Here is a 26,232-nt window from a genome sequence, read left to right as displayed (position 1 = left end):
CTGTCAGGCGCGGCGCATCAAATCAGGCCACGGCCGTCGCCGCCATCGTCACTACGTCGCGGGTCAGATCACGCACCCGAAGATCCAGCCCGGTATCCGTCTTGCGGCATTCCACCCGCACGGGGGTGCCGCAGATCAGCGGCGACAGACCGCGATAGCGGAAGGTTGACGGCACATCCCCCAGCACCTCGCAGGCAAGGTGCTGCATCCAAGTCGATTGGATCGGGCCATGCACCACCAGCCCGCCATAGCCTTCGACCTCGGTGGCATAGGCGTGATCATAGTGGATGCGGTGGCCGTTGAAGGTGATTGCCGAATAGCGAAACAACAGCGTCGCATCGGGGGTTGTCTCGCGACCACGCGCATCGGGCCAGGGCTCGGCCTGAGGCGGCTGGGGCGCAGGTTGTGACGGGTCGGGGTCGGGGCGATAAACGATGTCATGCACCTCTGCAACGCGCAGGGATCCCTCCACCAGATAGCGGTGATCCAAAGTCACAAAGCCCAGCCGGCCGCTGCGGCCTTCTTTGAACGCAACGTCTTGCACCGTGGTCTCGCGCGTCACCACATCGCCAACGGATATACCCCCATGCCATGTAATGAACCCTCCGGCCCACATGCGGCGCGGCAGGCCAAGGTCGGGCAGGACAAGACCCAGGCGCGGGTGGGAATCGCGGCCCAGATCACCAGCGGGCAGGACTTCGGGCGCCAATACCCATTGCAGACCGGGCTGCGCGGGGCCGGGGCACAGCATGTGGCCAAGGGTCGCGGCGAATTCAGCCGCCAGACGCGGGGTGAGCGTATCCGTCACGCTGCGGGTCTGGCCGATCCAATCCACTGCCGTCATCCCGGTCTCCTTTTCGCAGGCTCAGAACGAGCGGGGCATGCCAAGCACATGCTCGGCGACATAGCTCAGGATCAGGTTGGTCGAAATCGGCGCAACCTGATAGAGCCGGGTTTCGCGGAACTTGCGTTCAACATCGTATTCCTCGGCAAACCCGAATCCGCCGTGGCTTTGCAGGCAGGCATTCGCGGCTTCCCAGGACGCATCGGCGGCCAGCATCTTGGCCATGTTCGCCTGTGCGCCGCAGTCTTCATGTGCGTCGAAACGGCGGCAGGCCTCGAACCGCATCAGGTTGGCGGCTTCGATGTTCACATAGGACTTGGCGATGGGAAACTGCACGCCCTGATTCTGGCCGATCGCGCGACCAAAGACCACGCGTTCACCCGCATAGGCCGCGGCCTTTTCCACGAACCAATAGCCATCGCCGATACATTCCGCCGCGATCAGCGTGCGTTCGGCGTTCAGGCCGTCAAGAATGTAGCGGAACCCCATGCCTTCTTCGCCAATCAGGCTTTCAGCGGGGATTTCGAGGTTGTCGAAAAACACCTCGTGCGTGGCGTGGCCAACCATGTTGCGGATCGGGCGGATATCCATGCCCTTGCCGATGGCCTGTTTCAGATCGACCAGAAAGATCGACATGCCCAGCGACTTGCGTTTGACCTGATCCAGCGGCGTGGTGCGGGCCAGCAGGATCATCAGGTCGGAATGCTCCAGCCGGCTGATCCAGACTTTCTGGCCGTTCACCAGATAGCGGTCGCCCTGTTTGACGGCAGAGGTCTTGATCTTGGTGGTGTCGGTGCCGGTTGTGGGCTCGGTCACGGCCATGGATTGCAGGCGCAATTCGCCGCTGGCGATGCCGGGCAGATACTGGGCTTTCTGCGCGTCCGATCCGTGCCGCAGAAGCGTGCCCATATTGTACATCTGGCCATGGCAGTGCCCGGCATTTCCGCCGCCGCGGTTGATTTCCTCCATCACGATGGAGGCTTCGGTCAGCCCCAGACCGGCGCCGCCGAATTCCTCGGGGATCATCGCGGCCAGCCAGCCATCGCGCGTCAGCGCGTCGATGAATTCGACCGGGTAGGTTTCGTTGCGGGCATGGATGCGGTGGTAATCAGCCGGGAATTCCGCACACAGCGCGCGCAGGGCTTCGCGAAGGTCGTCATGGGCGGCAGAGGCGCTGGTCGGGATCATGAATGCGTCCTTGTTGAGAGTTTGTGGGGGAGGGGGCTCTGCCCCCGTCCCTGCGGGACTCCCCCGGGATATTTGTCGCCCAAAGAAGGGCGGGGGTTTTTCAAGGGGGCGTGAATTCGGCACGGATGGCTTGGGTGTGTTCGCCAAGAGCGGGCACGGGGCCAAAGGCGGGCAAGGCGCCGTCGACCGTGGCGCCGGGAGACAGAAGCCGGACCGGACCCGAGGGCGTGTCGACCGTGACGTGGCGGGCCTGCGGGTGCGTGGCGAGGTCTGCCATCGTGCTGACGCGCCCATTGGCGATCCCTGCGGCGTGCATTCGCTGGGATAGCGTATCGCGCGGGTAGTGGGCGAAAGCATCGGCAATGATCGTGTCGAGCGCGTCGCGGTGGGCGGCCCGGTTTGCGTTGCTGTCGAAACGGGGATCGGTGGCAAGATCGGCCCGGTCCAGCACCTGTGCGCAGAAGCTGGACCATTCGCGTTCGTTCTGGATCGCCAGCAGCACCAGTTTGCCGTCGGATCCGGCGAAGGCGCCGTAGGGGGCGATGGTGGGGTGGCTCAGCCCGTTGCGCGCCGGTTCCTTGCCGCCATAGACATATTGCAGGTAAGGCACGTTCATCCAGTCGGCCAGCGCGTGAAACAGGCTGACCGCGATATGGCGGCCTTGCCCGGTGATGCCGCGCCCGATCAGCGCCTCGAGTACCGCCTGATGCGCCGTCATCCCGCAGGCAATATCGCAGACCGACACACCCACCCGGGCCGACCCGGCGGCATTTCCGGTGATCGACGACAGCCCGCTTTCGGCCTGCACCAGCAGGTCATAGGCTTTCAGATCAGCATAAGGCCCGTCTTCGCCATAGCCCGAGATCGACACCGTGATGAGGCGTGGATACCTGGTGCGCAACAAGTCAGGCGCATAGCCAAGCCGCTCGATCGCGCCGGGCGCGAGGTTCTGCACGAAGACATCGGCACGGGCGAGGATCGCGTCCAGCACGGCGGTATCTTCGGGCGCGCGCAGATCAAGGCAAAGCGATTCCTTGCCGCGGTTCAGCCACACGAAATAGGCGCTTTCACCATGCACGAGATGGTCGTAGCCGCGCGCAAAATCGCCCTCGGCGCGTTCGATCTTGATCACGCGCGCACCGGCTTCTGCCAATCGGCCGGTCAGATAGGGGGCCGCCACCGCCTGTTCGACAGAGACGACCAGCAGCCCGTCAAGGTCTTTCGGCATCGTGATCTCCTGCATGTTGGTTCGGCTATCAGACCACGACGCGGGCGGCTGGGCAAACGCCGGATTGCGATGGCAGCTTTTGGTGTACCGAATGACACGAATTGGGAAAGGTGCTGCCTACAGCCCGGCGGCCCGTGTCAGGTTGACGCGAAACCGGTCGCGGTGGCGCTGGTAGCGGCGCGTCATTTCAGCCGAGGCGTGACCAAGATGGGTCTGGACATGGCGTTCTTCGGCCTCGGCGGCGCTGGCCAGACCGGCGCGCAGGGAATGCCCCGAAAACAATGCGAGCCTTTCGGCTTCGGGCAGGTCAGGGCGGAGGCCTGCATCCAGCACCGTGCGTTTGATCAGCCGCGCAATGTGGCGATCGTTCAGCCGCCTGTCCAGTGCCCGGGTGCCGTCGCGCGATGAGGCGACGAACAGTGGGCCAAACTCGATCCGGGCGAAATGCAGCCATTGTTCGAGCGCGTGCACGGGGCAGCTGGCCTCGGACCTGCCACGGCCCACGGCAACCTCGCGCCAGCCGGTCTTGGCGTTCAGCGTCAAGAGCGCGCCGGGTTCGGATATCTCAACCCAGCCTCTGCTGTCGGGGGTGTCATCCTTGCCCGCATCCAGCCCGACGATTTCAGATCGGCGCAGGCCCCCGGCGAACCCCAGCAGCAGGATCGCACGATCCCGCAGCCCGCGCAGATCGCGCGGCAGGGTGGCCACCATCGCAAGGATATCTTCGGCAGTAACGGCGGCCTTCTGCACCGGAGGTCGCCCGTGGCGGCGCCGGATTCCGGCCAGCACAGTCGCGATGTGACGGTCGCGGCGATCCAGCGGCTGGCCGCGTTGGGTGAAATTCCAGCCAAGACCCGACAGGCGACGTTCGATGCTGCCAACCGAAAGGGGCCGGGTGCTGCCTTTCGGAGCGGCCAGATCGGCAAGGTACAGGCCGATCAATTCGGGCGATGGGGGCAGGGGCGCCGCGCCTTTCAACCGGCACCAGCGCGTGAAATGGGCCCAGTCGGCGGCATAGGCACGGCGCGTGTTATCGGCAGCGGACGCCTGCGCATAGCACCGTGCGGTATCGGCCAGCCGATCCAGGCCACCAGATCCGGCACGTGCAACGGGCGCGGACAGCGGGTCATCCTGATCTTCTGCACCGGACATATCATGCTCCTTATGCGTCGTGTGGCCTGCGAGGCGCCAAGCGCGCGCAACAGGATCCCGGGCAGTTTGGCGATGGCGCCGACGACTGACGGCGCCTTCGGCATATCCCGCCACAGCCAGCTCTTGATCACTTGAGCCACAACCTATCCGAAGGAGTCACATCGCGCAATTATCGGACACGTCGGCGCACCTGCGCAGAGCCTGAGCTGGCCAATCGGCGCATCGCCTCGACCCCCAGCAGCGGGCCCAGCCCGAACAGCGCCAGCGTCACCGGCCAGCCAAAAGCGGCTGCAACAAAGGGGGCGCCCTGAATGGTGAAGGCCGTCAAAAGAAAGCCAAGCGCGGTTTGAAAGGTCATCAAGCTGCCGGCGCTTTCAGGCGGGGCGGCATCGGCCACCAGCGCGGAAAACTGGGCGCTGTCGGGAATGACGGCGATGCCCCACAGAACCGCCAGCGTCACCGTCAGCCATGCCGGTCCGCCAAAGGACAGTGCCGTGGCAAAGGCAAATCCCGCGCTAAGCCCCATCGCCCCACCGGCCACGCGGGCCTTGCCGATCCGGTCGGCCAGCCCCCCGGCGGGGATGCAGACAAGCCCGCCCAGCCCGATGGCGGCAAACGTCGCGAACCGGGCGGCGCGGGCCGGATCTTCGCTGCCTGCCAGCGTCAGCGAGGCCGTCAGCGCCGCGCCGATCCACGCCCAGAAGGCGTAAAGCTCCCACATGTGGCAAAGATAACCCGCATAGGCCAGCCGGATCGGGCGGTGGCGCCAAGCGAGCCCAAGCGTTTCGGGCGAAAACCGTGGTGCGGCGGCGTGGTGCGGGCCAAGCCGCGTGAACAGAACCAGCACAACCGACCCCGCCGCCAAAAGGCTGGCAAGTATCACGGTCAGGCGCCAATCCGGCCCGCCGATCAGCGCCAGCCCATGCGGCGCGGCAGAGCCGATCGTCAGCGCGCCCACCAGCATCCCCACGATCAGCCCACGCCGCTTTACAGTCCAGCCAACGGCAAGCTTCATGCCCACGGGGTAGACCCCGGCCAACCCGATCCCGGTCAGGGTGCGGAGCGCGATCTGCGCGTTGCCGCCCGGCGGGGTCACAATGAGCAACGCATTGGATCCGGCCGCCAGCAAAGCGCAGAGCGCAAAGACGCGGCGCGGATCGAACCGGTCCGAGGTGCCATGCAGCGCCATCAGCAGGGCGCCGATGACGAACCCAAGCTGGACCGAACTTGACAGAAGCCCGGCCCGCCAGGGGCCAAGCCCGGTGTCGCGGATCAGGTCGGGCAGGATCGCCGCCGAGACAAACCAAAGCGACATCGCCCCGATCTCGGCCACCAGCAAAAGCGTCAGGCTGCGCGCGCCGCCACCGGTCATCAGGAGGTCCTTAGGTTGGCGCGCCCCCGGTCAGCCGTCAAAGACTCCCCGATAGGTTTCGCGCAGATCGCGTTTCAGAATCTTGCCGCTGGCATTCTTCGGCAGCTCAGTCACGATCTCGATATGCTTGGGCGCCTTGAAATGTGCAAGCGCCTCGCGGCAATAGGCGTTCAGACCCTCGACCGTGGGGCTGGTGCCGGCCTTGGCGACCACGACGGCGGTTACCGCCTCGATCCAGGTGGGATGAGGCACGCCGAACACCGCCACTTCGGCCACGTCGGGGTGGTGAAAAATCGCCTCTTCCACCTCGCGGCTGGCCACGTTTTCGCCGCCGGTCTTGATCATGTCCTTCTTGCGGTCGACGACATACAGATACCCCTCTTCGTCGAACCGCCCCAGGTCGCCGCTGTGGAACCAGCCGTTGCGGAAGGCCTCGGCCGTCTTGTCGGGCGCGCCGTAATATTCGGATATCAGATGCGGGCTGCGGTGCACGATCTCGCCGACTTCGCCCACGGGCAGGGGCGTGTCATTGTCGTCCACCACGCGGGTTTCCACGTTGACCGCCGGGCGACCGGCCGACCCCAGCTTGCGCATCTGGTCTTCGGGTTTCAGCACCGTTGCCATCGGGGCCATTTCCGTCTGACCATAGAAGTTGAACAGCCGCATGTTCGGCAGGCGTTTGGCAAGTTCCTCGATCACCGCGGTCGGCATGATCGACGCGCCGTAATAGCCCGCGTTCAGGCTGCCCAGATCGCGGGTGTCGAAATCGGGGTGGCGCAGCAAGGCAATCCAGACGGTCGGCGGGCAGAACAGTTTCGTCACGCCATGCGCCTCGATCGCTTCCAGCATCGCGGCCGGATCGGCCTTGTCATGCAGGATCGAGGGCACGCCAAGGTAAAGATCGGGGCTGAGGAAGCAATCCAGCTGGGCACAGTGGAACAGCGGCAGGCAATGCAGCGAGACCGCGTTTTCGTGCATCTCTCCATCCGCGATGCAGCTGGTGTATTGCGCGAACAGCGCGCCCGAGGTCAGCAACGCGCCCTTGGGGCGGCTTTCCGTCCCGCTGGTGAACATCATCTGGATCGGATCGTCGGCATGCACGTCGCACCAGACCTCGCTGTCGTCGGCATGGTCCAGCAGGTCCGACACCGGGCGCCAGCCCTCGGGGGTTTCGGTGCCCACATGCGGGATCGCGAATTTCGGCAGCGGTTTTCCAGTTTCGGCCATCGCGGCATCGGCGGTGGCGCACAGCGCGTCCTCGACCAGCGCCATGCTGACGCCCGAATGGTCGAAGATGAAGGCCACGTCGCTGGCGTTCAGCATGAAGTTGATCGGGGTGGTCACCGCCCCTAGCCGCGCCAGTGCAAAGCGCAGCACCACGAAGCTGCGGTTGTTGTGCGACAACAACGCAACGCGGTCGCCCTTCTTCACGCCCTCGGCGGCCAGAGCATTGGCGGCGCGGTTCACCGCGCGGTCGAGGCTTGCGAAACTGTCGGTTTCGTCACGAAACACCAGCGCGGTGCGGTCGGGCACCCGCGCTGCGGACCGGCGCAGGATATCGGCCAGTTGCTGGCTGCGGGCGCGGCGGATCAGTTGGTCGGTTTCCATCATGTTCACCTATCGTAAATCAGAGCCGGCCCCGGGCGTGGGGCCGGGCACTATCAGTCCAGAAGATTGGGCAGCCAAAGCACCAGATCGGGGAAGGCACACAGGATCGCGACCAGCACCAGATCCATGATGACAAACCAAACCACGCCCCGGAAAATCGACGAGATTTTCACAAGGTCGCCCACCACGCTCTTGATGACAAAGACGTTCATGCCGATGGGCGGGGTGATCATCCCGATTTCCAGCAGCTTGCACAGCACCACGCCGAACCACAAAAGGCTCCAGCCCGAGGCATCGACCACCGGCAGGATGATCGGCAGCGTCAACAGCATGGCCCCGATGGGTTCAAGGAACATGCCCATCAGCAGGTAGATCACCACGATCCCCACCATGAGCAGAACCGGGTTGGTGGCAATCGACAGGATTCCGTTCGACAGCAGGTCGCCTGCACCCGACAGCGCAAGGAAGCGGGTCAGCAGGCTTGCGCCGATGGCGATCAGCAGCAGCGCCGCCGTGGTCATCAGCGTCTCGCGCGCGGCGGTCAGGAAGCGGGTCAGCGTCATCTGCCCGGTCACGATGGCAACAAGGCAGGCCAGCGAGGCACCCACGGCCCCGGCCTCGGTCGGGGTAAAGACTCCGCCGAACAGACCGCCGAAGATGCCCAGCATGATCAGCAGGATCGGCCAGGTCTCGCGCAGCGCCAGGATCTTCTCGCGCAGCGTAACGCTTTCATCCTTTTCCGGCGCCAGATCGGGGTTCAGCCAGACCCGCACCGAGACCACGATGATATAGCCTGCCGCCGTCATCAGACCGGCGACAACCCCGCCCAGAAACAGCTGCGAGATCGAAATCTGCGCGATCACGCCATACAGGATCAGGATGATCGAAGGCGGGATCATCGCACCGATGGTGCCGGCCACCGCCACCGTGCTGGTGGCCAGTTCGGGGTGATAGCGGTGCTTCATCATCTCGGGGATGGCGATGCGACCCATGGCCGCCGAACAGGCGATGGACGAGCCGGACACCGCGGCAAACCCGGCAGAGCCAAAGATCGACGCAATCGCCAAACCGCCCGGAAACTGCGCCAGCCATATTCGGGCGGCGTTGAACATGCCCCGGGTCAGTTGCGTGTGGTAACTGATGAAGCCCAGGAACAGGAACATCGGGATCGAGCTGAGGATCCAGCTTGAGGTGAATTCATACGGCACGATGCTCATCGCGCCCCAGGCCACGCGCGGGCCCATCAGGACGTACAGCCCCGTAAAGGACACACCGATCAGCGCGATGCCGATGGGCACGCGGACGGCAATCAGGGCAATCAGGGTGGCAAGGCCGGTCAGGCCAATTCCGGCGTCAGTCATTGATGAACGCGGCCTCCGGTGCCTCGGCCAGCCCGCTGCGCGCGCCGGTGATCATGATCAGGATTTGATAGACGGCGACGGCAATCATCAGCGCGGCCCCCAGCGGCACGAACCAATAGCTTTGCCAGACCTCGAACAATTGCGAGCCCTGTTCCTTGGTCGCGACCATCGCGGTTTTCTTGGTGGCTTCGGTGTAGCCGCTGATCATCAGGACGGTCACGACGGCCACAGTCAGAACCGAGGCAAAGATCGACAATATGTTGCGCGGGCGTTCGGGCATCAGATCGGTCAGCACGTCAACCGAGATATGCGCTCGCTGTTCCTCTGCCGCGCCAATCGCAAGGAAGACGACGATGATCATGTAGTAATTCGCCACTACCACGATCGTGCCGGGCAACGGCGCGTTGAACAGGTAGCGGCCTATTACGTCGGCCGTGACATGCAGCATCATCAGCACGACGCAGATCGCCCCCGCGAATGACGCCGCCTTGATCAGGTAGGACAACCCCCTGCCGATCCCAAACATTGCAATCCTCCCTTTATCGCAGGGGCCGGGCGACATGATCTCGCCCGGCCCGCACGTTTTTCCGTTTTGATGTTATTTGCCGTAGGTCGCCACGTCGACCTTGGAGAGAACCTCGTTCCAGTAGACATCGGCCAGCGCTTCGGCGCTGTCGAGATCCTTGGTCAGATCGGTCCATTTCACCATCAGATCCGTCAGTGCCGTCGCGGCAGCCGCACCGGTTTCGATCTGGAACCGTTCCTTGTAGATCTCGCCGATGGCGTCCTTGTCCTTGGCGATGAACTCGCGGTTCATGGCCACCAGCTCTTCCGAGGCCGCACCGTATTCAATGCCTTCGCCCGGCGCGCGTTCCTTACCGGCTGCGGCTTCTTCGGTGTAGACCCAGGCAATGTCGGCGGCCAGTTTGGCGGTTGCTTTCAGCATCGCACTCTTGTTTTCGTCCGACAGGCTGTTCCAGCTGTCGCGGTTCATCGTGTAGGGCACGTTGAACTGCGCACCCGGCAGGCCGACGTAGAGGTATTTCACCACGTCGATGAAGCCGAAGTTCACGAAGTCGGCGGTGTTCGACGCGGTGCAATCCACCACGCCCTGGTTCAGGCCTTCCAGCGTTTCGTTGATCGACATCGAGACCGGAACCGCGCCGACCTGCTCGGCCCAGCGGGCCCAATAGGCACCGGCGGCGCGGATACGCTTGCCTTTCAGATCGTCCACGGTGGCCAGCGGCACGACGCATTGCAGCACATAGGACGTGGTGGACGACGCGCCCAGGTATACTTGGTTCTGCGCCGCGATCTGGTCCATGCAGTCGGGGCAGCTGTTGATCACATATTCCATGATCGCCCCGGAGAAGGCAAAGCTGCTGCGATCGCTCGCGAACTGCTCAAGCTCGACCACTTCCGAGAATTCGGCCAGCATGTTGAAGTGCGAGAACTCGGCCGGGAAATAGGCCATCAGGTTCGCCGTCATATCGGCAATACCGTCACGCACGCCCGCGCTTGCCTCGGCAAACGACAGCAGCGACAGCGGATAAACCTTCACCGTCACGTCGCCGCCGCTGTACTCTTCGACCGCTGCGGCGAAGTCTTCCAGCTTGCCCGTCGGGGCCGAGTTCGGCGGCCAGCCACCTGCAAAGCTGAGCTGGTCGGCATTGGCGGTACCGGCCGCCAGCATCATGGTTGCCCCTGCAAGCAGAGGTTTCAGCTTAAATGTCATGGTCATTCTCCTCCCATTAACCACGTTCTTCCAAACATCCGGCGCGGGTTTGGTCCGCCGCCGGGTGCGGTTCCTAATCCGGGAACACAGCGGCGCGCTTTTCCTTGAACGCGGCCAGCCCCTCGGCAAAATCCGGTGTCTCGCCCGCCTGTTTCTGCAACTGGCGTTCTGTTTTCAGTGCGTCTTCAAAACTGCTGTCCGCTGCGCTCCACGCCGCTTTCCGGATCAGCGCATAGCTGCGGCGCGGCCCCCGGGCGAGCGTCTGGGCCATCTCAAGCGCCAGCGCCTCGACCGCGTCATCCTCGGCCACCCGGGTTATCAGCCCCCAGTCCAGAGCCGTTTCGGCCGGAAGCTTTTCGGCCAGCAGCATCATCTCCATCGCGCGAACACGGCCCACGGCGCGATTCAGCAACCATGTCGCGCCACCATCGGGGATCAGGCCGATCCGGGCGAAAGCCTCAAGAAAATACGCGCTGCGCCCGGCCACGATGATGTCGCAAGCGAGCGCGATCGAGGCGCCAACACCGGCCACCGCACCGCGCACCGCCGAGATCACCGGCACCGGCAGGTCGCGGATCGTCAGCATCAGCGGGTTGTAATCTTCTTCCAGAGTGGCGCCGACATCCACGGCCGCCCCATCGGCAGGCATTGTGGCCTTCAGATTCGCGCCCGTGGAAAACGCCCGCTCGCCCCCAGCCAGCACAATGGCGCGCGCGCCGCTCTCGGCTTCGCTGCGCAGCATGGCACGCAAGTCTTGCGCCATCTGCACGGTCAGCGCGTTCAAAGTGGACGGATCGTTCAGGCGGATGACAGACACCGCGCCGTGACGTTCGATCAGAATACTGTCGCTCATTTGGGTTCCTTTTCGTGCCAGCCCGGTTCGCTCCACCACGGGTAGAATCCCGGCATGTCTGCCGAGACCTTGTCGGGGAAAGCGGGCGGGCGTTTTTCCATGAAACTGGCAACGCCTTCATTGGCGTCGGCCGAAGAACTGCGCGCGGCGATGGCGCGACTGTCGATGCGATGCGCCTGCATCGGGTGATCGGCCCCCGCCATGCGCCACATCATCTGCCGCGTCAGCGCCACCGAGACGGGGGCCGCGTTATCGGCAATCTCGCGTGCGATGGCCCGGGCGGCGGGCAGCAGATCGTCAGGCGCGTGGACCGAACGAACCAGCCCGCCGGCCAGCGCCTCGTCTGCGCCGAACACCTGGCCGGTATAGCTCCACTCCAGCGCCTGCGACATGCCGACAAGACGCGGCAGGAACCAGGACGAGGCCGCCTCGGGAACGATGCCGCGCCGGGCAAAGACGAAACCAAATCGCGCGGCCGTCGACGCCAGCCGGATGTCCATCGGCAGCTGCATCGTCGCGCCGATGCCCACGGCGGGGCCGTTCACCGCCGCGATGATCGGCTTGAGGCAGTTGAACAGCCGCATGGCAAGAATGCCGCCCCAGTCACGGTTCGACTCGGCATCCCAGACGGCCGGGTCCGTGGCCTTCGGGTCGACCTTGGCCTCGGTAAAGGCGTCGTCCATGTCCAGATCGACCCCGGCACAGAACCCGCGCCCGGCACCCGTCACGATCACGGCGCGCACGTCGTCATCGGTATCGGCCATGTCGATTGCGGCAATCAGATCCAACATCATCTGCCGGGTAAAGGCATTCAGCCGGTCGGGCCGGTTCAGCGTGATGGTCAGGATACCGTCCGAAGTATCGGTGGTCAGCGTCTCGAAACTCATGCGCGGGCGCTCCGGCTTTGGGTCTGTGCCATCACTCGTCCTCGCTGGGCAATTCGGCAGGGACACTGTCCTGCAGGTTGGCGTTCTGGATCGCCTTCCAGAAATCGTTGATGTGGCGGCGCATCCATGTGCGCGCCAGATCGGCATCATGGGCGCAGATCGCCTCGACGATATGGGTATGCGCCTCGGCCTGACGGGGCAGGGCGATCTTGGCCAGCGGTGCGACCTGGGCAAAACCGCGGTAAAGCAGCATCGACACCGGCTCTCGCGCCATGGTCAGAACCCGGTTTTTCGTCGCCTCGGCGATGAAGGAATGAAACTGCGTGTCGATCTTGCTGACCAGCAGCATGTCATCGGTGATGGCTGAAAGCCGGGCGTGAATGGCGCGCAGCTCTACCTTTTCGGGATCGGTGATGTTTTGCGCCGCCAGCTCTGCGGCCAACGGTTCGGTCACCATCGAGACCTGCCAGAGATCGCGGAAGGTGACCCCCATCATCATCATGGTGCGCGAGGCCCGGCTGGTTAGCGCATCGGTTCCCGGCAGGCACACTTCCAGACGGCGCGGCGAGGGACGATGCACCAGCCCGTCGTTTTCAAGCTGCCGCAGCCCTTCGCGCACGGTCGAGCGGGTAACGCCGAACATCTCGGCCAGTTCATGCTCGCCAGGCAGCCGTTCGCCCGGCTTGATCGAACCGTCGAAGATTTGTTTCTGAATCTCATCCGCCACCTGCTGATAGGCGAACTTGACCCGTACCGGCCGACCGCGCAGGCTCATACCCAACGCTCGCAGCTAGTTTCGCAGTGGCCACACGGCACAAAAACTGCAAAAGTCACGCCTGATGTGCGGTGTCTCGCGATCACTTGCCACACCCCTCCCTTGCGGCTCACTGCAGCTCCTCCAACTGCAGTTATGTCGGACTGTCAGACACTAAACGACTCGTGTCAACGGGTTTGTGTAATTATGTTGCGCGGCCAAATTCGGGAGTCGCGCGACACTGGACGCGGGTTGTAATCAACGGGATCCGTCCGGGATGGATCCAGTATTCGGGCAAGTTTTTCTGAGGCCGCTGACAGATCTGGACCGGCGCCCGCGGCTAAGGCAGAACATTTGGACACAATGAACCGTGGCCAAGATTAAATTACATAATCTTGCTTATGCGATCAGATTCGAGTCAGCGCGGCCGAACAGCGGCCTGGCGCGCAACGAATGTTGTCTCACCGATACAGCCGCCGTTTCAATCGAAAGTGACAGCTGTGTTATTTCATCGGCGCGCGCGAGGCGTTGTTGTTGGCCTCGATCAACTTGCGCAGCAGTTGCATGAAGGTATCGCGTTCGTCTGGCGATAGCGGCGCGACGAAGTTGTCCTGTGCCGCTTCCATCATCGGGCGAACCTGGCGCACAAAGGCGCGACCGCTTTCGGTGATGCACACCACGCGTGCGCGGCGGTCGGCAACCGAAGGCTCGCGCGTGGCAAGGCCCCGGCGCACGAGGCGTTTGATGACATCGGCGCCGCTGGTGCGGTCGATTCCCACCGCCTTGGACAGCGACAGCTGGTCGAATTCCTCGCCCCCATACAGAACCGAAAGCATCGCATACTGCACCGCCGTCAGATCCAGCCCGTCGCAGGCCTCGGCAAACAGCCCGATGTGTATCTGGTGCAGCCGCCGCACCAGATAGCCGGGCCGCCCCCAGAGATCGTCGTATTTCTGCTGCCCGAAGGGGCTGGTATCTTCTGACCCCTCGGCCTTGATATGTTCGGTCGTCACGCACGTCCCTTCCGGCTTGCCCAAAATACAGGCGCGGCCTCATCTTAACACGTTGAACCGCCTCCGGCGCAAACCGGGACTTGCCCGGCACCGAATACGACGTATACTCCCCATAACGTCGGGGTGCATTTGGACTTTGGTATTTGCAGCCCCAAGAAAACAAGTCAACAACAAGGAGCGGCCCCGATGCAGTCTGGAATAGGCGCGCGCATTCCCCGCAAGGAAGACGCAAGGCATCTGAAGGGAAAGGCGCAGTTCGTCGGCGACATCAAGATCGCCGGAACATGGGAGGCCGCATTTGTGCGCAGCCCGCTGGCGCACGCCCGGATCACCGCGATCCACAAGCCCCAAGGTGCCGAAGCCCGCGTGTTTACCGCCGAGGATATGGTCGACCTTGCCCCGATCCGCTGCGAATCGACTCTGCCCAGCTACAAGGTGTCGGACTACCCGGCGCTGGCGCAGGGCAAGGTGCGCTATGTCGGCGAATGCATCGCCATCTGCATCGCCCCCACCCGCGCCGAGGCCGAGGATCTGGCCGAAGCGGTGCGTGTCGATCTGGAGCCGCTCGCCCCCGTTGTGTCGGTGGAACAGGCGCTGGCCCCGGAGGCCGCGCTGCTGCACGACGACTGGGGCGACAACCTGTTCCTGACGACAAACCACGCGGGCGATCTGACCGAGGCGAAGGCGAAGGCCACTGTTGTCATCGAGCGCGAGTATGAAACCGCGCGGCAGGCCATGAACCCGATGGAGGGCAAGGGCGTTCTGGCGCATTGGGATCACAAGGCCGAGCAGCTGGTCGCCTATACCTCGACGCAGGTGCCGCATCTGATCCGCACCGGCCTGTCGGAATGCCTTGGCCTTGATCAGGCCGAGGTGCGGGTGATCGCGCCTGACGTGGGTGGCGGGTTCGGGTACAAATGCGTGCTGCAACCCGAGGAGCTTTCGCTTGCCTGGGTCGCGCGCCGCGTCGACCGTCCGATCCGCTGGACCGAGGACCGGCGCGAGCATCTGACCGCAGGCGCCAACACGCGCCAGCACAAGTACAAGATCACCGCCTATGCCGATGACACGGGCCGTCTGCTGGGGCTGGATGCCGATATCTGGGTTGATGTCGGAGCCTATTCGGTCTGGCCCTTTACCGCCTGTCTCGAGGCCGCGCAGGCGGGTGGCAACCTGCCCGGTCCCTATGACCTGGGCGCCTATGCCTGCCGGACCTATTCGGTTGCGACCAACAAGCCGGGCTTTACTCCCTATCGCGGCGTGGCACGGCCCGGCGTGTGTTTCGCGATGGAGCTGACGATGGATGCCATCGCCCGCGCCGTGGGGCGCGACCCGCTCGAGGTGCGCTGCCTGAACCTCGTCCAGGGGGCGGCGATGCCCTACACCAACATCACCGGCAAGTTCTATGACAGCGGCGATTACCCCGCCGCCGCCCGCGCCGCCGCCGAAATGATCGATTCCGCCAATTTCCGCGCGCGCCAGAAGGCCGCCGCCGCCGAAGGCCGCCATATCGGGATCGGCTTTTCCACCTTCACCGAACAATCCGCCCACGGGACCAAGGTGTTTGCCGCCTGGGGCCTGCCGCTGGTGCCGGGCTATGAACAGGCGATGGTGAAACTTACCCCTTCGGGCACGGTCGAGGTGCGGTCGGGCAACCACTCATTCGGTCAGGGGTTGGAGACCACCATTGCCCAGGTCGCCTGCGAGTGGCTGAAAACCGATCTGGCACAGGTCAAGGTGACGATGGGCGACACCGGGCTGACACCCTATTCCACGGGGGCCTATGCCTCGCGCGGGATGGTGATGGCGGGCGGTGCCGTATCGAAAGCGGCCGAGGAACTGGCACGACGGCTGAAGATCCACGGCGCGCATCTGCTGCAATGCAAGCCCGACGAGGTCGAGATCAACGATTGCGCGGTGACCAACGGCATCGCCTCGGCCAGCTTTGCCGAGATCGCCTCGGCCTGGTATCTGCACCCTGACCGCCTGCCCGATGACGTGAACACCGCCGGGCTGGAAGTGACCGAGGGCTATAAACCCGACATCGACACCGGCGTGTTCACCTATGCCACCCATGCCGCGATCGTCGAAGTTGACCCGGCCACCGGGCGCACCACGATCCTGGACTATGTGATCTTTGAAGACTGCGGCCGCCGCGTGAACCCGCTGATCCTTGACGGGCAATCCTACGGCGGCGCGGCGCAGGGCATCGGCACCGCGCTGTTCGAGGAAGTGATCTATGACGCTGCCGGGCAACCGCTGACCTCGACTCTGGCCGATTACATCCTGCCCGGGCCTGCGGAATTGCCGCATTTCCGGCTGGGCCATGCGGAAACGCTCTCGCCCTATTCGCGCCACGGCATCAAGGGCGTGGGCGAAGGCGCGGCGATTGCGCCCGCCGGGGCCATCGTCAACGCGATCAACGATGCGCTTTCGGGCTATGGGGTCGAGCTGACGCAAATCCCGGCCACGCCGCACCGGGTTCTGTCCGCCCTGCTGGATGCGCAGGACAAGCAAAAGGTGCCCGCATGAAGCCCGCCCCCTTTACCCACGACCGCCCCGATACCGCCGCTGCCGTTGCCAGCGCGCTGGCGGGCGATGGCGCCAAGATCATCGCCGGGGGCCAGTCGCTGGGGCCAATGATGAACCTGCGACTGGCGCGGCCTGCGCATCTGGTGGGGCTGACCGCCCTGCCCGGCATGACCGAGATCACCGAAACCGGCGGCGCGATCCACGTGGGCGCGGGCGTCACCCATGCCCGGATCGAGGATGGCGACAGCCCCGTTACCCTGCCCCCGATGCTGCGCCATGTGGCACGCGGCATCGCCTATCGCGCGGTGCGCAACAAGGGCACCATCGGCGGCTCGCTCGCCCATGCCGATCCGGCGGCCGATTGGGTCACAACGCTGACCGCGCTGGATGCCACGCTGCATCTGCGCGGGCGCGAAAGCGCGCGGCAGGTGCCGATGCGCGATTTCATGCTGGGCGCCTATCGCACCGCGCTGGCCCCGCAAGAGTTCATCGAGACCGTCACCCTTCGCACCTCCATGCGCGAGGCGCTGTGGGGCTATGACAAGATCTGCCGCAAGGTGGGTGAATTCGCCGATGCCATGGCCGCGCTCGTACTGGTGCCGGGCGAGGGGTACGCCCGGCTGGTGGTCGGCGCGACCGGGGGCCGCCCTTTGCTGCTGCCAGATCTCGCAGCCCAGATTGCCCGCACCGCCCAACATCCGGGCCCCGACGTCCTGCGCGCCGCGCTGGCCGAACACCTGCCCGAGGCCGACCGGGTGAAACTGCACCTGCTGACAACCGCGCTTGACCGCGCCATTGCAAAAGTGATCCCCGCATGACGACGCAAACCGCCCCCCGCCCCATCGCCCTGCGGCTGACGGTGAATGGCGAAGCCTCTGACGTGCTGGTGCCGCCGCGCACGCAGCTGGCCGAAATCCTGCGCGACCGGCTGAACCTGACCGCGACGCATCTGGCCTGCGAACAGGGCGTTTGCGGTGCCTGCACGGTGATGGTGAACGGCAAACCCGTGCGGTCCTGCCTGACCTTTGCCGCCGATTGCGATGGCGCAACGGTGGACACGCTGGAGGGCTGGCAAGGCGATGAACTGATGGACCGGCTGCGCGCCGCCTTCACCCGCAATCACGCGCTGCAATGCGGGTTCTGCACGCCGGGGATGCTGGCCACCGCCCGCGATCTGGCCGAACGCCTGCCCGACGCGGACGAGGCGCGGATTCGCAACGAACTCTCAGGCAACCTCTGCCGTTGCACCGGCTATGTCGGCATCGTCGCGGCGATTTCCGAAGTGATCGCCGAACGCGATGCCGCCGGAATTCCGGCGCGAATGGTCCCCCCGGTAGACACCGCAAAACCCGCCGGTTTCACCCCGTTTGAACCCAAACCCGAAGCGGCCCCCGCCACGCCCGCCGCCGCCACCGGATCGGCCAGCGTGGAAGACGGCTGGACGGTGGTGCGCCGCCAAGTCACGCTGAACCACCCGCCCGCCGCCGTCTGGGACCATTTCAGCGATCTGCGCGCCGTGGCCCGCTGCCTGCCCGGCGCCGAGATTGCCGAGACCGATGGCCACCATTTCTCCGGCGCCGTCGCCGTGCGCTTTGGCCCCATCGCCGCGCGGTTCGAGGGCGAAGGAGACTTCACCGCCGACGATGCCAACCGCGAAGGCCGTGTCACGGGGCGCGGCAAGGATCGTGGCGGGCAATCCAACGTCGAAGGCGCGCTGAGTTTTGCCGTAACCGAGGCCACCCCCGACACCTCTGCAGTCGATGTGTCCTTCCGTTTCCGGATCGAGGGCATGCTGGGCCAGTTCAACCGCCCCGAGCTGGTCAACGGGCTGGTCGATTACATCCTTGGCGAATTCGTCGCCAACTGCGACGCGGTGCTCTCGGGCGGAGAGGTACGCGAGAGCAAAGGCGTCAGCGCATGGGCGGTGATGCTGGCCGTGGTCAAAGGCTGGTTCCGCAAGGACTAAGCCGGCCCGACCGTATGAACCACAATCGCCGCGCAGGTCATGTTGGACCTGCGCGGCGATCTTTCCTTGATGGCCGGGTGTTATCCCGACCCAATCAGACCCTAAACCGGCAAGACCAGCGCGTTCGGCACCAGCAGCGTGTCGTAAACCGCGATCCGCGAGCTCAGCAGCAGGCTGCCGTCCTCCTGACGCTGGAAACGGTCGATCATCCGGCCCGCCTGATGCAGCCGCCCCTCGGGCAGCTCGGCCAGCGTTTCGATCAGGATATAGTTCACCGTGGCGCAGATGGTGCCATCCGGCTCGATCCCGGTGACCTGCGTGTTGGTCATGTAGTGGCGCAGGTAGCGCGGCCCGAACATCGACGTTTTAGCAATCGCCAGCGCCCGGTCCTTCAGCATCGCCTTGTTTTCGCAATAGACCAACCCGACCGGGCGCCCATGGTCGAAATTCTCGCGGCTGGTGATGTTGTAAAACGCGTCTTCGGTAAAGAACTCGGGCCAATCCTCCAGCGCGCCATCGTCCAGCACGGTGCAATAGGCCGCGTTGAACTCCTCGATATCCAGCCGCGCGGCGCGGCGCGCGGCGGCATCGTCAACAACGGGTGCAGCCATCGTGTTCACAGCCCCATCTCCTGCCGCCAGTGTTTGTACATCGCGCGAATGGCCGCTTCCGAGATCAGCGTGGTCGAGGTGCCGGTCGGCACCTTGGGATCAAGCACCACCAGATGTTCGCCCCCGGTGGAATTCAGCATCCCGTCCTGCACGAACTTGATCGCCTCGTTATCCTCGAGCCCCAGGAACCCCGCGGGCCCCATCAGGTTGCCCTGCCGCAGCCGGTGGCGCGTCATTTCCTCGGTGTCATCCTCATAGCCGAACATCGTCCAGATCATGGTGAATTCATTCGGCCCGTTCGGCACGATCTGCCGCACGCCCAGCGTGTTCATCTCGCGCTGCACGATCAGCCCGGGCCAGACCACCTGCATCGTCACCGACCACGGGCTGTCGAATTCGGGGATGAAATCCATCATGCGCGGGTCCGACAGGGTCAGCCCGTCACGATAGGCGCGCATCTCGGCCTTGTTCTCGTCCGACACCGCGGCGCCATCGCTCTTGGCCGAGGCCATGGTGGAATGCCGCCCGGACGGATCCACGATCATCGCCGATTTGTTGCCCGCCACCAGCAAGCCAAAGGTCACAAGGAAGGTGTGCAGCAGCGTGGCGTGATACGGATCTTTCAGGTTTTCCGGGTACAGCTTCCAGTTGCCCATCAGCGTGTGGCGGTAGTGGCCCAGAACTGTCAGCTTCTTGCCGTTGAACACGGCATCGAAGTCGGTCAGCATCTCTTCGCCAAGGTACTCTTCCAGCGGCTCGACCGCATCGCTGAACGACGCAAACACCGCCCCGTTGCGCTGGGTCACGAACAGCTTTTTTACCCCGTGGTTCTCGGGCCGGAAATCCGGGCCCATGCCGCCTTCGCCATTCACGCCGCGCCGGAAGGGCACCCCGGCCAGGTTGCCTTTCAGGTCATAGCTCCACTGGTGATAGGGGCAGACGAATTCCTCGGTATTGCCGCGCAGCTCGCGGCAGAATTCGGCGGCGCGGTGCGAACAACGGTTTTCGAACACGTTGATGCCGCCGTCATGGTCGCGCACCATCACCACCGGGGTCGGCCCAACATAAGAGCGCACGAAATCCCCGGCCTCGGGCACCTCGGCTTCCAGCCCGACGTAATTCCATGTCTTGCCGTGGAAAATCCGCTCGACCTCCCGGTCATAGATTTCCTTGTTGGTGTAGGCCCAGTCGGGCACCCGGTCGAGCCCGGCGGCAGGCCAGGCGAACCGCTTTTCAATCGGAAGCATCTTCATGTCGTCGTCCTCGATCTGAAACAGGTTGGTGTCCGGGTCGGCCAGCGCGGCCCGGTCGACGGGCTGGCCCGCCTCGATCATCTGCCGCGCGGCGCGCAGCGCCTCGGCATCGCCAAAGTCGATACAGGCGGCGACGCGGTTGTCGGCATCCAGGCAGAAGAACACCGGCGCCTCGCCGTCGCGGCGCACGCAGGTCTGATCCGCCGCCGGGGCGCCGACAATCTGCAACGTGCCGCCGAACAGATCCGACCAGAACCAAGGCACATCGGTGCCGATCTGCGGCTTGCCCGCAATCGCCCCGCCCGCGCGCGCGGCGGACAGGTTGGCGTTCTGCCAGCTTTCCATGCGCGCCTCGGCGCCCGTCACGCTGTCGCGCAGCACCGCCACATCGCCCACCGCATAGATCGCCGGATCGCTGGAGCGGTTCAGCCCGTTCACCACGATCCCGCCGGTCGCCGCCGTCTCGAGCCCCGCCGCGCGGGCCAGATCGTCGCGCGGACGCGCGCCGATGCCCACCACGATGCAATCGGCGGCCACGGTGGTTCCGTCCGTCAGGGTCACGCCCTCGGGGCCAACCCGCGCCACACCCGCCCCCAGCCGCAGCGCCACATCGTTCTGCTCGGCCACCCAGGCCAGAAATTCCGCCGGTTCCGGTGGCAGCAGGCGCTGCAACAGCCGGTCCTGCGCTTCGATCACCGTGGCGGATTTCCCAAGCGCCCGCGCGGCCGAGGCCAGTTCAAGCCCGATAAACCCGCCGCCAATCACGACCACGCTCTCGGCCGCGCGCAGCGCCTTGCCCAACGCCTCGGAATCCTTGGCGTCGCGCAGATAGTGCAGCGTAACAGTCTCGGCGCCCGGCAGGTCGATCCGCCGCGCCTCGGCGCCCGTCGCCAACACCAGCATGTCATAGGCCAGCGTCTCGCCATCGCCCAGCACCACCGCCTGCTTGTCCCGGTCGATGGACGCAACCGGCGTCGACAGCCGCAGCTCCAGCTTCAGCGCCTCGGCCTCGCCTGCATCGAACACATGGGCATCGGCCAGCGTGGTCTTGCCCAGCAGCAGGTCTTTCGACAGCGGCGGGCGTTCATAAGGCGGATGCGGTTCATCCCCCAACATCGTGATCGTGCCTGCAAAGCCTTCGGCCCGCGCGCGCCGGGCGGCTTCTGCCCCCGCTTGCCCAGCCCCGACGATGACCAGCCGGCGGAAGTCTGCGGGCGCGGCAAGGGCTGCGGCCCGACCGCCGGCTTCCCCTGCCCCGGCGCGCGGTTGGGTATCGACCCAGACGATCCCCTCGTCGATCTTCACGGCATAGGTCGCGATGTCCTTCGTCACCGGCGTGCCTTGCGCCTTGCCGGTGCGGATGTCGAACAGCCCCTGATGCAGCGGGCATTCGACACAGCCGTTTTCGACATGCCCGTCGGTCAGCAGGGCAAAGGCGTGGGTGCAGATGTTGCCGGTCGCGAAAATCTCGCCGTCCAGCGAAAACAGCGCAAGCCGCAGCCCGTCGACCTCGACGGCCATGGCCCCGGCCCCATGCACCTGCGCGGCGGGCACGTTGGTGAGTTGGAAACTCATTGCCTCAGCCCGCCTGATCCAGCAGCGGCAACCCCAGCAGGGCGGCGGCGGCATCGTGGCACACCAGCCGCCGGGTCGCCTCATCCAGCGGCGCGCTCTCGATGAATTCCACCGCGGCGGCGGTATCCTCGTAGGGATAATCGACCGAGAACATGACCCCCTCGGCCCCCATCTCGCCAATCGCGCCCATCAGCGAGGGGTGCGAACACACGCCCGAGGTGGTGATGACGATATTGCGGGTGAAATACTGCGACGGCGGCAGCGCCAGCTCGACCCCCATCGGATAGGCGCCAAAGCGCGAGTCGTACCGCCAGCGCAGGAAGGGCAGCGCCTCGCCCATGTGGCCCAGCACGATCTTCACGCCGGGGAAGCGGTCGAACACACCGGCAAACAGCAGGCGCAGCGCATGGCTCCCGGTTTCGACACCCCAGCCCCATGTCGCGCCGTGCAGCACCGGCATCCACTCCAGCACATAGGGCGTGGCATAGGCATTCGTCGGGTGCAGGTAGAACGGCACGCCCATCCGCTCCAGCTCGGCCCAGAACACATCGTATTCGGGCGCGTCGTAATAGGTGCCGTGGGTATGCCCGTTCACAAGGCAACCCAGAAAGCCAAGGTCGTTCACCGTTCGTTGCAACTCGGCCACCGCGGCCTCGGGGTCGTGCATCGGCAGCGTCGCAAAACCCGACAGCCGGTCGGGCCGTGCGCCGACCTTCTCGGCCAGAAAATCATTCGCGCGCTGCGCCGCCTCGACCGCCGTGTCCGCCGGCTCGCCCTGTGCCCCCGGCCCGGTCAGCGACAGCACCGTGCGCACGATCCCGCCCTTGTCCATCAACTCCAGCCGCTCGCCGTCGAAATCGTTCAGCCGCTGCATCAGCCGCTCGGCCTGCGCCTTCGGGATCAGCTTCAGGAACGCCTCGGAGTGCTTTTCAAAGCCGGGCGCCATGAAGTGTTCTTCGAATGTGATCTTGGGGGTCATCGGGGCCTTCCTCTGGGTCGCGTCGGTGGGCGTCATAGATATACAGTATACTTCTCTTTTTTGCGCAGCAAGCCTTTTCAGCCCACGCCCCGCCGCTAAAGCAGCAGGTCGGGCACCAGTGTCGCTATTCCGGGCACATAGGTAATCAGCAGCAGAACCAGCAGGTTGACGATGATGAAGGGCCAGATGCCCGCGATGATTTCCGCCACCGGCTTCTGCAGGGTCGAGGACGCCACGAACAGGTCCAGCCCAAACGGCGGCGTCACCATGCCCAGCGTCACGTTCACCGCGACGATCATGCCAAAATGCACCGGGTCGATGCCAAGGCTTGTCGCCACCGGGTAAAGCGCGGGCACAAGGATCAGCTGGATCGAGTTCGGATCGACGAACATCCCCGCGATGATGAAGGCCACGTTGGCGATCATCAGGAACATCACCGGCCCGGCCTGCACCTGCTCGACCAGATCAATCAGCATGTTCGGGATCTGTGCCAGCGTGATGAAATACGACAGCAGCGTGCCAAGCGCCAGCAGCAGGAAGATCACCGCATTCTGGATCGCGGTCTTTTCCGCCGCCTCGATCAGCGTCCTGACATTCAGGCTCCGGTAGATCAGGCTCTCGATCAGGATGGCATAGACCACGCTCACCACCGCCGCTTCGGTCGGGGTGAACAGCCCGCCATAAATCCCGCCCAGAATCAGCACCGGCATCCCCAGCGCCCAGCCCGCGCGTTTGAACGCCGCCCAGATCTGCGCGACGGTCGCGCGCGGGTCGCCCTGCACCCCGGTGCGCCGCGCCTCGATCGCGGTCAGCGCGGCAAAGGCCAACCCCATCACCAAACCCACCGACAGCCCGGCGGCAAACAGCGCCGTGATCGAGGTGCCGGTGATCCAGCCATAGACGATCAGCGTGATCGACGGCGGAATCAGCAGCGCGGTTTCCGCCGAGGATACGATCAGTCCCAGCGCGAACTTGTCGCGAAACTTGGCCCGCCGCAGCTCTGGGTACAGGATGTGACCCATCGCCGCCACGGTCGCCGGCGCCGAGCCCGAGACCGAACCGAACCCCATCGCGCCGCCGATCGTGGTATACCCGATGCCGCCCCGCGCATGGCCCACCAGCGCGCGCACCAGCCCGGTCAGCCGCCCGGCAATCTGCCCGCGCCCCATCAACTCGGCCGCGAACAGGAAGAACGGTATCGCCAGCAGCAGCGACTGGTTGATGCCGCCGGTCACCTTCTGGGCGACGATCAGATCGGGCAGCCGTTCAAAGAACCCCGCCTTGATCGCCAGCGTCGGGATCCCCAGCACCATCAGCATTTCGAATCCTGCGACCAGCAGGACAACGGCCAGCAGGCCGATCAGAATGGCAAGGATCATTCCGGCACCTCGCCCGTCTTGGCAAACCGGTCGATGGCGCCGAACAGGCTCGCGGCATAGCGCAGCCCCAGCAGCACAAAGCCCACGCAGGGCGCGACGTAAATCCAGCCAATCGGCATGCCCAGCGTCGCGCTTTGCTGCCCGGTGGCAAAGACGAAACTGGCCGTCTTGCCGCAGACCCAGGCCATGTACAGCGAAAACACCACGCCCACCGTGTCGATGATGGGCCGCAGCGGGACGCCGGTGCGCGCGGCGATCCGGTCACGCCAGCTGTCGACTGCGACCTGCTTGCCCCGCTCCAGCGCAATTCCGGCCGCAAGGAACACCATGAAGATGTTCATCGTTCGCACCACCTCGTCGATCCAGTGGAACGAGGTCGCAAAGCTCCCCCCCACCAGCCGGATCGCGACGTTGAAGGCGAACAATCCGGTCATCCCAAGCAGAAGCGCGACAAGGCACATCCTTTCGGTCAGGCGGACCGCGGTCAGAATTGGCTGCATTATGGCTGTCCCGTCGACGTGAGTTTATTTCATCACGTCGTCATACGCTGCCTGATAGGCCTCGAACAAGGCGGCACCCTCGTCGCCCGCGCGCTCCAGAAACGCATCGCGCGCCGCCGGGAACATCTTTTCACGCAGCGCGGCCAGTTGTTCGGGCGTGGGTTCGATCACCGTCACATTCGCGGCCCGGATCGCCTCCAGCGATTTTTCCCCGGCAGCGGCCTTATGGGCGATCATCTCGGGGATGATCTCGCTCAGCGAGGTTGAAATCGCCTCGCGGTGCGCCGGGTCCAGCCCGTCCCAGACGGCGGGGTTGAACAGCACCACGTTTTCAATCGCGCCATGGTTCGACAGCGCCAGATAGTCCTGCACCTCGAAGAACTTCATGTTGAAAATGGTATCCAGCGGGTTTTCCTCGCCGTCCACCACGCCGGTCTGCAACGAGGTATAGAGCTCGCCAAACGGCAGCGGCACGCCCTTGACCCCGATGGCGGCCATCGAATCGACCAGCACGGCGGATTCCATCACGCGGAAACTCTGGCCTTCAAAGGCTTCGGGTGTGTCGATGGGTTTGTTCGAGGTAAACTGCTTCACCCCGTTCGGGTAGTGCGACACGCAGGTCACGCCCCGGCTGTTGAAACTTTCGCAAAAGGCCGCCGAAAACCCGCCCTCGCGGATCGCCTGCGCCTTTTCCGGGTCCGCCGGGTACAGGAACGGAATGTCCATGATCGACCCGACCGGGTTGAAACCGCCCATGAAAGCCACCGGCCCGGCGGTCGCGTCCAGCGCGCCGAACTGTACGGCCTCGGTCATCTCGCGCTGACTGCCCAGCTGGCTTTGCGGATAGACCTGAATTTCCACGGCCCCGTCGGTTTTCTCGGCGACCATCTCGGCCACCTTCTCCAGCATCACATGCGTGGTCGAGGCCGGCGCCTCGACATGACCCAGACGCAGGCTCACATCCTGCGCCATGGCCGGGGCCCCAAGGGCGATAACTGCCGAGATGACAAGCGGGCGAACGATAGCTGGCATTGGTGCACTCCCTGTGCATGTTTTCGTTTCCACCAGATTATACAGCATACCCCCTTTTTCAAGAAATTTTGCGAGTTGCCTCCTAACCCAACGTCCCGGTTGATGCTTTTTTAATCGCCCGGCCACCCTGCCCCGCTGCATTGATTCGCCCGAAGTCACAGCGTGAAATTCTGTAAGGTCGCGCTTTCGGAATATATAAACGGAGTATACATCATATTTTTCTTGCAACCCTCCGCCCAAGCTCTCATGCTTGGCATAACAACATAAGGATCCATTATGAGCGTTTACCGAATAGGCCAGATTGTACCGAGTTCGAATGTGACGATGGAGACGGAGATACCTGCGTTGTTGCGGGCGCGTGAGGGTGTTTTTCCGGAGCGGTTCACGTTTCATTCATCGCGGATGCGTAT

At 64.5% G+C, this 26,232-nt stretch carries 22 protein-coding genes and 1 pseudogene; 4 read left to right on the top strand and 19 right to left on the bottom strand.

Going from position 1 to position 26,232, the window contains the following annotated elements; all coding sequences use genetic code 11:
* Positions 1-22: 22 nt before the first annotated feature.
* From FGK64_RS19395 to FGK64_RS19335, 13 genes are all read right to left on the bottom strand, one after another.
* Entirely contained in the window at positions 23-844 is an 822-nt protein-coding gene (locus FGK64_RS19395) for an HTD2 family dehydratase (protein WP_138865523.1), read from the bottom strand.
* A 21-nt stretch (positions 845-865) separates the two neighbouring features.
* On the bottom strand, positions 866-2,032 hold the full coding sequence (locus FGK64_RS19390; protein ID WP_138865522.1) for an acyl-CoA dehydrogenase family protein: 1,167 nt from the start codon (positions 2,030-2,032) through the stop codon (positions 866-868).
* Positions 2,033-2,132: 100 nt separating this feature from the next.
* Complete coding sequence (locus tag FGK64_RS19385; protein ID WP_138865521.1) at positions 2,133-3,260, bottom strand: CaiB/BaiF CoA transferase family protein; 1,128 nt, start codon at positions 3,258-3,260, stop codon at positions 2,133-2,135.
* A gap of 117 nt (positions 3,261-3,377) precedes the next feature.
* Positions 3,378-4,412: a tyrosine-type recombinase/integrase gene (locus tag FGK64_RS19380; protein ID WP_138865520.1), complete on the bottom strand. Its 1,035-nt coding sequence runs from the start codon at positions 4,410-4,412 to the stop codon at positions 3,378-3,380.
* Between the two features lie 169 nt (positions 4,413-4,581).
* Positions 4,582-5,784, bottom strand: coding sequence for an MFS transporter (locus FGK64_RS19375; RefSeq protein ID WP_138865519.1), 1,203 nt, complete (start codon positions 5,782-5,784; stop codon positions 4,582-4,584).
* Positions 5,785-5,814: 30 nt separating this feature from the next.
* Positions 5,815-7,392, bottom strand: a complete 1,578-nt coding sequence (locus FGK64_RS19370) for a fatty acyl-CoA synthetase (RefSeq protein WP_246057833.1) — start codon at positions 7,390-7,392, stop codon at positions 5,815-5,817.
* 53 nt (positions 7,393-7,445) lie between these two features.
* Positions 7,446-8,753, bottom strand: coding sequence for a TRAP transporter large permease (locus FGK64_RS19365; RefSeq protein WP_138865517.1), 1,308 nt, complete (start codon positions 8,751-8,753; stop codon positions 7,446-7,448).
* Positions 8,746-9,279, bottom strand: a complete 534-nt coding sequence (locus tag FGK64_RS19360; RefSeq protein ID WP_138865516.1) for a TRAP transporter small permease — start codon at positions 9,277-9,279, stop codon at positions 8,746-8,748. Before FGK64_RS19360 ends, FGK64_RS19365 begins: the two co-directional genes overlap by 8 nt.
* Positions 9,280-9,351: 72 nt before the next feature.
* Complete coding sequence (locus FGK64_RS19355) at positions 9,352-10,488, bottom strand: C4-dicarboxylate TRAP transporter substrate-binding protein (RefSeq protein ID WP_138865515.1); 1,137 nt, start codon at positions 10,486-10,488, stop codon at positions 9,352-9,354.
* 73 nt (positions 10,489-10,561) lie between these two features.
* Positions 10,562-11,341, bottom strand: coding sequence for an enoyl-CoA hydratase-related protein (locus FGK64_RS19350; RefSeq protein WP_138865514.1), 780 nt, complete (start codon positions 11,339-11,341; stop codon positions 10,562-10,564).
* Positions 11,338-12,228 (bottom strand): crotonase/enoyl-CoA hydratase family protein, encoded by an 891-nt coding sequence (locus tag FGK64_RS19345; protein ID WP_138865513.1) that lies wholly within the window; start codon positions 12,226-12,228, stop codon positions 11,338-11,340. The genes FGK64_RS19350 and FGK64_RS19345 overlap by 4 nt, the downstream gene beginning before the upstream one ends.
* A gap of 31 nt (positions 12,229-12,259) precedes the next feature.
* Positions 12,260-13,003: a FadR/GntR family transcriptional regulator gene (locus FGK64_RS19340; RefSeq protein ID WP_138865512.1), complete on the bottom strand. Its 744-nt coding sequence runs from the start codon at positions 13,001-13,003 to the stop codon at positions 12,260-12,262.
* A gap of 482 nt (positions 13,004-13,485) precedes the next feature.
* Positions 13,486-13,995, bottom strand: coding sequence for a MarR family winged helix-turn-helix transcriptional regulator (locus FGK64_RS19335; RefSeq protein ID WP_138865511.1), 510 nt, complete (start codon positions 13,993-13,995; stop codon positions 13,486-13,488).
* 186 nt (positions 13,996-14,181) lie between these two features.
* On the opposite strand from FGK64_RS19335, the gene FGK64_RS19330 reads away from it, so the two are divergent.
* Genes FGK64_RS19330 through FGK64_RS19320 form a run of 3 tightly spaced genes read left to right on the top strand, consistent with a single transcriptional unit; the run spans position 14,182 to position 18,493 of the window.
* On the top strand, positions 14,182-16,527 hold the full coding sequence (locus FGK64_RS19330) for a xanthine dehydrogenase family protein molybdopterin-binding subunit (protein ID WP_138865510.1): 2,346 nt from the start codon (positions 14,182-14,184) through the stop codon (positions 16,525-16,527).
* Entirely contained in the window at positions 16,524-17,345 is an 822-nt protein-coding gene (locus FGK64_RS19325) for an FAD binding domain-containing protein (protein WP_138865509.1), read from the top strand. Before FGK64_RS19330 ends, FGK64_RS19325 begins: the two co-directional genes overlap by 4 nt.
* Positions 17,342-18,493 carry a 2Fe-2S iron-sulfur cluster-binding protein gene (locus FGK64_RS19320; protein ID WP_138865508.1) on the top strand — a complete coding sequence of 384 codons (1,152 nt, stop codon included), beginning with the start codon at positions 17,342-17,344 and terminating at the stop codon, positions 18,491-18,493. The genes FGK64_RS19325 and FGK64_RS19320 overlap by 4 nt, the downstream gene beginning before the upstream one ends.
* Before the next feature lie 101 nt (positions 18,494-18,594).
* Here FGK64_RS19320 and FGK64_RS19315 read toward each other — a convergent pair whose 3' ends face one another.
* The 6 genes from FGK64_RS19315 to FGK64_RS19290 form a co-directional block, all read right to left on the bottom strand.
* A complete protein-coding gene (locus FGK64_RS19315; protein ID WP_138865649.1) occupies positions 18,595-19,104 on the bottom strand; it encodes an aromatic-ring-hydroxylating dioxygenase subunit beta in 510 nt (169 codons plus the stop codon).
* Positions 19,105-19,109: 5 nt separating this feature from the next.
* Complete coding sequence (locus tag FGK64_RS19310; protein WP_138865507.1) at positions 19,110-21,932, bottom strand: FAD-dependent oxidoreductase; 2,823 nt, start codon at positions 21,930-21,932, stop codon at positions 19,110-19,112.
* A 4-nt stretch (positions 21,933-21,936) separates the two neighbouring features.
* A complete protein-coding gene (locus tag FGK64_RS19305) occupies positions 21,937-22,911 on the bottom strand; it encodes an amidohydrolase family protein (protein WP_138865506.1) in 975 nt (324 codons plus the stop codon).
* Positions 22,912-23,006: 95 nt separating this feature from the next.
* Positions 23,007-24,290: a TRAP transporter large permease gene (locus tag FGK64_RS19300; protein ID WP_138865505.1), complete on the bottom strand. Its 1,284-nt coding sequence runs from the start codon at positions 24,288-24,290 to the stop codon at positions 23,007-23,009.
* Positions 24,287-24,790: a TRAP transporter small permease gene (locus FGK64_RS19295; protein WP_138865504.1), complete on the bottom strand. Its 504-nt coding sequence runs from the start codon at positions 24,788-24,790 to the stop codon at positions 24,287-24,289. Before FGK64_RS19295 ends, FGK64_RS19300 begins: the two co-directional genes overlap by 4 nt.
* Before the next feature lie 24 nt (positions 24,791-24,814).
* Positions 24,815-25,822, bottom strand: coding sequence for a TRAP transporter substrate-binding protein (locus FGK64_RS19290; protein ID WP_138865503.1), 1,008 nt, complete (start codon positions 25,820-25,822; stop codon positions 24,815-24,817).
* A 276-nt stretch (positions 25,823-26,098) separates the two neighbouring features.
* Here FGK64_RS19290 and FGK64_RS22630 point away from each other — a divergent pair.
* Positions 26,099-26,232, top strand: a pseudogene (locus tag FGK64_RS22630) (Asp/Glu racemase); the annotation flags it as partial.

It is taken from the genome of Arenibacterium halophilum (assembly GCF_005938225.1).
GTDB classification, from domain to species: domain Bacteria; phylum Pseudomonadota; class Alphaproteobacteria; order Rhodobacterales; family Rhodobacteraceae; genus Arenibacterium; species Arenibacterium halophilum.
Note: the sequence above shows the minus strand (reverse complement) of the source record. Positions and strands in the feature narration are given on the sequence as shown.

Excerpts from the sequence above, each read along its gene's own strand:
- FGK64_RS19395 (WP_138865523.1), bottom strand. The coding sequence starts at position 844 with ATGACGGCAGTGGATTGGATCGGCCAGACCCGCAGCGTGACGGATACG.
- FGK64_RS19390 (WP_138865522.1), bottom strand. The coding sequence starts at position 2,032 with ATGATCCCGACCAGCGCCTCTGCCGCCCATGACGACCTTCGCGAAGCC.
- FGK64_RS19385 (WP_138865521.1), bottom strand. The coding sequence starts at position 3,260 with ATGCCGAAAGACCTTGACGGGCTGCTGGTCGTCTCTGTCGAACAGGCG.
- FGK64_RS19380 (WP_138865520.1), bottom strand. The coding sequence starts at position 4,412 with ATGTCCGGTGCAGAAGATCAGGATGACCCGCTGTCCGCGCCCGTTGCA.
- FGK64_RS19375 (WP_138865519.1), bottom strand. The coding sequence starts at position 5,784 with ATGACCGGTGGCGGCGCGCGCAGCCTGACGCTTTTGCTGGTGGCCGAG.
- FGK64_RS19370 (WP_246057833.1), bottom strand. The coding sequence starts at position 7,392 with ATGGAAACCGACCAACTGATCCGCCGCGCCCGCAGCCAGCAACTGGCC.
- FGK64_RS19365 (WP_138865517.1), bottom strand. The coding sequence starts at position 8,753 with ATGACTGACGCCGGAATTGGCCTGACCGGCCTTGCCACCCTGATTGCC.
- FGK64_RS19360 (WP_138865516.1), bottom strand. The coding sequence starts at position 9,279 with ATGTTTGGGATCGGCAGGGGGTTGTCCTACCTGATCAAGGCGGCGTCA.
- FGK64_RS19355 (WP_138865515.1), bottom strand. The coding sequence starts at position 10,488 with ATGACATTTAAGCTGAAACCTCTGCTTGCAGGGGCAACCATGATGCTG.
- FGK64_RS19350 (WP_138865514.1), bottom strand. The coding sequence starts at position 11,341 with ATGAGCGACAGTATTCTGATCGAACGTCACGGCGCGGTGTCTGTCATC.
- FGK64_RS19345 (WP_138865513.1), bottom strand. The coding sequence starts at position 12,228 with ATGAGTTTCGAGACGCTGACCACCGATACTTCGGACGGTATCCTGACC.
- FGK64_RS19340 (WP_138865512.1), bottom strand. The coding sequence starts at position 13,003 with ATGAGCCTGCGCGGTCGGCCGGTACGGGTCAAGTTCGCCTATCAGCAG.
- FGK64_RS19330 (WP_138865510.1), top strand. The coding sequence starts at position 14,182 with ATGCAGTCTGGAATAGGCGCGCGCATTCCCCGCAAGGAAGACGCAAGG.
- FGK64_RS19325 (WP_138865509.1), top strand. The coding sequence starts at position 16,524 with ATGAAGCCCGCCCCCTTTACCCACGACCGCCCCGATACCGCCGCTGCC.
- FGK64_RS19320 (WP_138865508.1), top strand. The coding sequence starts at position 17,342 with ATGACGACGCAAACCGCCCCCCGCCCCATCGCCCTGCGGCTGACGGTG.
- FGK64_RS19315 (WP_138865649.1), bottom strand. The coding sequence starts at position 19,104 with ATGGCTGCACCCGTTGTTGACGATGCCGCCGCGCGCCGCGCCGCGCGG.
- FGK64_RS19310 (WP_138865507.1), bottom strand. The coding sequence starts at position 21,932 with ATGAGTTTCCAACTCACCAACGTGCCCGCCGCGCAGGTGCATGGGGCC.
- FGK64_RS19305 (WP_138865506.1), bottom strand. The coding sequence starts at position 22,911 with ATGACCCCCAAGATCACATTCGAAGAACACTTCATGGCGCCCGGCTTT.
- FGK64_RS19300 (WP_138865505.1), bottom strand. The coding sequence starts at position 24,290 with ATGATCCTTGCCATTCTGATCGGCCTGCTGGCCGTTGTCCTGCTGGTC.
- FGK64_RS19295 (WP_138865504.1), bottom strand. The coding sequence starts at position 24,790 with ATGCAGCCAATTCTGACCGCGGTCCGCCTGACCGAAAGGATGTGCCTT.
- FGK64_RS19290 (WP_138865503.1), bottom strand. The coding sequence starts at position 25,822 with ATGCCAGCTATCGTTCGCCCGCTTGTCATCTCGGCAGTTATCGCCCTT.